The following is a 3941-nucleotide window of genomic DNA, read 5'->3' as shown; positions in this document are numbered from 1 at the left end:
CCAACGTGAAAACCGGCGCCGTGGAGCGTTTGAGCCCCAACAATTTCCTGCTCTTCGCCAATGCACCGCTGCGGCATTACTTTGTGTTCGCCGCGCACCGGCTGGCGATGCTGGTCCGTGAAATTCGTCGGGTATCACCTGATGAAACCATCAGCATCATGGGCCACAGCCAGGGCACCTTGATCGCGCTGTTGGCGCAGGCTCTGTTGATGGACAAGGGCCAGCGCTGCGCCGACACCCTGATTCTCGTGGACTCGCCTTACAGCGTATTGCCCAAGGTCACGCCCAAAGACCATGACACCCTCGCCACGCTGATCGGTATCGTCAGCGCGGTGACAGAAACACCTCATGCGCAGCCACCGTTGTCCGCGCTCCGGGATATCAAGACCTATGGAGGTCGCAGCGGCCCGCGATGGTCGCCGACGCAAGGGACGCGGCCGGACAAAGTCGGCAACTTTACGGTTTTTCCCGAGCGCGACAATCGCGGCAAGGTGTACGTGTATTTTTGCCCGGATGACACCACCGTGGCGCTGGATGATGTGCAAGGCATCGGCACCTACGGCGTGCCCGATGCCACGCCCGATGGACGACCGGCGATGATGGCGCTGCAATCGATGGGCTTTTATCAACGGCTGTGGACCAAGCGCCAGCGTGACGGCGAGCCGGTGCTGGTGGGTAAACCGCCGCAGCCTGAATTCATTCGCGCGCCGGGCGAGCACCGTTACCCGGGCGCGTCCTTGCTCACCGGCGTGGCTTCGCAAGCGCCGATCGCCAAGGGGCAGGAACGCCTGATCAATGCCGAGGCCCTGACCCCGCCCCATGCGCCGCAGATGTTTGGCGGCGAAGCCATCCAGGGCAGCCCGACCACTGCCGGCCTGGACAAACCCGATGAAGTTGCCAAAAGCATCGCCCTGGGCAAAGACGCCGCGACCTTTTTGTGGATCAGGATGCCCGTCGAATATGACGCGCCCAACACTACGCAGCAGGAAGCGCTGGCGCGTTTTAACGGGTTGTCTAAAGACCCGGAGGACCACACCCGCGCCGTCCGCAAAGGCGCGGCCCGCACTCGCACCAGTTCTTTCCACGAGCGCGAGGAAACCCCGCGCGAAGCCCGGGCGCGCATGGAACATGACCAGCGTGAATGGGGGGCCAACTCCTATCACTCGGCGATTTTGCGCAGCCCGGAAAACCAGCGCTGGGTGACGGCGATGGACATTGCCATTGGCCAGGCGCATTGCCTTGACGACCCGCGGATGCGCGAGGTGTTGGTGGCGATTGCGGATTGGAAGATGGATAAAGAGCAATACAGATACGTTAATAAACTACCGGGTTGGTCTTGGCTTAGCGCTGAAGCTCGAGCGCTAGTGAAGTCTAGCTACGTGTATTACCAAGAGGGCAAATTTCCTCCTGCTGATTTGGTACCACTCACCCCGCCCTCTCTGCTTGCTGCTACCTCAAAAACAGGAGGTGCCTTGTGAACAATCCTCAACACCGAACCCGGACTTTACCGAAACTCAAACCCTACCTCTGGATCGTCGGTGTTCTGCTGATCCTTTGGCTCGGCTTTGTCTGGATTGTCCAAATAAAGGCACAGGAACTCAACATGGAACTTCGTGACATGAACCCGGTAATGCGCTGGGGTATCGCCGCTATTCTGGGCCCGATATTGTTGATCTTCAGCGTTCACTGGTGGGGCAAAGCCGTGGCCAGTGAAAAGGCGGGGCTTGCTGCTTACAAAGCCAACGTCATGGCAAAAATCGCCGAACAGCAGGCCATGCAAGCGCGGACCTACGCGTTGGAAATCCGGGGCGTGGGGCTTGGGATTCATCACGACCATCAATCTGAAATCTGGCAGGTCATCAAAAAGAAAAACGACAACTTTGCTTCAATTTACTCTCGTGACCCCCAAGGATTACACGGACTCGCTGGACTTCAGAATGATCAGTAGAGATATCAAAATCCGCGTTGCCTTCAAACATTCGGCAGGCGAGTCAGTAGCGTACTGGCCAATCCCGGTGTTTTCCATCGCGCCGCCCAAGCAACCGTCAGATACCGGGGCGGCGAGCAATATCCTCAGCGGTCGCAATGCCGCGACACTGGGAGTCACGCTGTTTTTGTGGCAGGACGCAGAAAACACAACCCATGCCCAGGGCATGAACGAGCGATTGTTCCAGTTCTTCGATGACAACCCCGAAGTGCCCCAGGCCTTGATCGTGAGCGAGGATGGCGATGTCACGCGAGACGGATTGCGGGTTGCAGGAACCCTTGGATTGCAGAACGGCCACGTCGTCCCCACCGTCTACGAAAGCATGGCCGGGCTGCTAGTCACCCGTTCGGATCGGGTGGATCGGTACATTCGTCGTTATGCCACCCACGAACGTGAGGACAACCAGAACAAAGACACTGATTTGGGCAAGCTTTGGGCGTTTTACTGGAAACATTCCCGTGAATTTCGAGATGTGTACGAAGAGGCGGAGCGTGCGAAGGGGTTTGAAGACCCCGATGCCCCCGGCACCATGTCCACCGCCTACTGGCAATCCCAACTCCCCACCCTCTGGCAAACCATCAGCAACCGCGGCCCCGGAGAGTTCGAACCTTCGCCATGGCTACCCATCCGCTGGGCCCAGCACCAGGTCAAAGAGTTCGACGCCGCGCCGGTGCTGGGTTATTTGCATCGCCCGATCAAGGTCTCGATGCAGGATGAAAACGGCAAACGGCTCAAGCCGGCGTTGCAGGCCAAGGCCCTGCAGGCTGGCTGGTTACAGGCGCTGGATACCCTGCCCGAAGGGCATAAGCCGGTGCGTGTGTTCTACGACACCACCGACAATCAAGAAGCTGAAATCGCCCTGACCCTTGCCTTGCACGGCCTGAATACCGACGGCCATGGCATCGAATTGGGCAATGTCGACGAGGGTTACAACATCGGGCGGCGCCTGGGGAATACCGGGGTCAGCAGTGCGCTGGTGGAAATCAACCTGGCGACCATCGCCAGCTATCTGGACGGCGGAACCAGTGCGGTGGTTTACGCCGGTGCAGATGGCAGCCTGACGGTACAAATGATCCGCCCTCCGAGCGAGGCCCGCAAAGAGAAAAACCGCCAGAACCGAGGTGCCGACCCTTTCAAGTTTGGTTCCCCCAGCGGCGGAGCTCCCAAACCATGAGCCATCGCGTCGTGCCTAAGGATCCCTTCCTGTCTCAGGCTTGTTGGAGAACCGCTGACATGAACCCGGTAATGCGCTGGGGTATCGCCGCTATTCTGGGCCCGATATTGTTGATCTTCAGCGTTCACTGGTGGGGCAAAGCCGTGGCCAGTGAAAAGGCGGGGCTTGCTGCTTACAAAGCCAACGTCATGGCAAAAATCGCCGAACAGCAGGCCATGCAAGCGCGGACCTACGCGTTGGAAATCCGGGGCGTGGGGCTTGGGATTCATCACGACCATCAATCTGAAATCTGGCAGGTCATCAAAAAGAAAAACGACAACTTTGCTTCAATTTACTCTCGTGACCCCAAGGATTACACGGACTCGCTGGACTTCAGAATGATCAGTAGAGATATCAAAATCCGCGTTGCCTTCAAACATTCGGCAGGCGAGTCAGTGGCGTACTGGCCAATCCCGGTGTTTTCCATCGCGCCGCCCAAGCAGCCGTCAGATACAGGGGCCGCGAGTAACATTCACAATGGTCGCAACGCCGCCACGCTCGGAGTCACGCTGTTTTTGTGGCAAGACGCAGAAAACACAACCCATGCCCAGGGCATGATCGAGCGATTGTTCCAGTTCTTCGATGACAACCCCGAAGTGCCCCAGGCCTTGATTGTGAGCGAGGATGGCGACGTCACGCGAGACGGATTGCGGGTTATAGGAACTCCGGGATTGCAGAACGGTCATGTCGTCCCGACGGTCTACGAGAGCATGGCCGGGTTGCTGGTCACCCGCTCGGATC

At 58.5% G+C, this 3941-nt stretch carries 1 protein-coding gene and 2 pseudogenes; all 3 read left to right on the top strand.

Annotated features, from left to right (window positions below):
• Positions 1 to 1478 (top strand): effector protein Tle3 domain-containing protein (locus BVK86_RS28775; RefSeq protein WP_075949601.1); only part of this gene is annotated, 1478 nt, incomplete at its 5' end.
• A pseudogene (locus BVK86_RS28770) lies at positions 1475 to 3161 on the top strand (type VI lipase adapter Tla3 domain-containing protein). The gene BVK86_RS28775 and the pseudogene BVK86_RS28770, both read left to right, overlap by 4 nt.
• Before the next feature lie 56 nt (positions 3162 to 3217).
• Positions 3218 to 3941, top strand: a pseudogene (locus BVK86_RS28765) (type VI lipase adapter Tla3 domain-containing protein); the annotation flags it as partial.

This window comes from Pseudomonas reinekei (genome assembly GCF_001945365.1).
Taxonomy (GTDB): domain Bacteria; phylum Pseudomonadota; class Gammaproteobacteria; order Pseudomonadales; family Pseudomonadaceae; genus Aquipseudomonas; species Aquipseudomonas reinekei.
The sequence above is the reverse complement of the archived record's forward strand: the minus strand, read 5'-3'. Positions and strand labels throughout refer to the sequence as shown.